This window comes from Mycobacterium sp. E3339 (assembly GCF_001666915.1).
Lineage (GTDB): Bacteria > Actinomycetota > Actinomycetes > Mycobacteriales > Mycobacteriaceae > Mycobacterium.
This window is the reverse complement of record NZ_LZIZ01000231.1, coordinates 1-1,079: the sequence shown is the minus strand read 5'-3', so window position 1 is coordinate 1,079 and position 1,079 is coordinate 1. Positions and strand designations below refer to the sequence as shown.

General features: G+C 70.3%; 1 protein-coding gene. It reads left to right on the top strand.

Annotation, left to right across the window (positions count from 1 at the left end):
* Positions 1 to 1,079 (top strand): acyltransferase domain-containing protein (locus tag A5702_RS22150; protein ID WP_156669713.1); only part of this gene is annotated, 1,079 nt, incomplete at both ends.

The following is a 1,079-nucleotide window of genomic DNA, read 5'->3' as shown; positions in this document are numbered from 1 at the left end:
CACACGCTCAACCACCACCGGCCGCGGCACGCCAGCTTCGCCACGCTGGCCGCCGCCGATCGGGACCAGGCGGTCGCGGGATTGCGGGCGCTGGCCGCCGGTGAGCCGGCCCCTGGCCTGGTGGGTTGCCGCGAGGTGGCGGTGGGGCCGGGCACGGTGTTCGTGTATTCGGGTCGGGGCTCGCAGTGGGCCGGCATGGGCCGCCGGCTGCTCGCCGACGAACCGGCCTTCGCCGCGGCGATCGCCGAGTTGGAACCCGATTTCGTGGCCCAGGCGGGGTTTTCGCTGCACGACGTGATCGCCACCGGCAAGGAGCTCGTCGGCATCGAACAGATCCAGCTGGGGCTGATCGGGATGCAGCTCGCGCTGACCGCGCTGTGGCGGTCCTACGGGATCACGCCCGACCTCGTCATCGGCCATTCCATGGGCGAGGTGGCCGACGCGGTGGTCGCCGGTGCGCTCACCCCCGCCGAGGGATTACGGGTGACCGCGACGCGTTCGGCGTTGATGGCGCCGCTGTCCGGGCAAGGCACCATGGCCGCGCTCGAGCTCGACGCCGCCGCCACCGAGGCGCTGATCGCCGACCATCCGCAGGTGAGCTTGGCGATCTACGGCTCGCCACGCCAAACCGTCATCGCCGGGCCGACCCAGCAGATCGACGAGCTCATCACCAGGGTCCGCGCCCGCAACCACTTCGCCGGGCGGGTCAACATCGAAGTGGCCCCGCATAATTCGGCGATGGACCCCCTGCAGCCCCTGATGCGATCGCAACTGGCCGACCTCGCCCCACGCCCACCGGCCATCCCGATCCTGTCCACCACCTACGCGGACCTCGACAGCCGCCCGGTCTTCGACGCCGAACACTGGGCCACCAACATGCGCAACCCCGTCCGCTTCCAGCAGGCGATCGAAGCCGCGGGCGCCGCGCATCACACCTTCATCGAAATCAGCGCCCACCCCTTGCTCACCCACGCCATCGGCGAAACCCTTTCCGGCCGTGGGGGTTCCGGCTACCTGTCCATCGGCACCCTGCAGCGCGACGGTCACGACACCCTGACCTTCCACACCAACCTCAACAC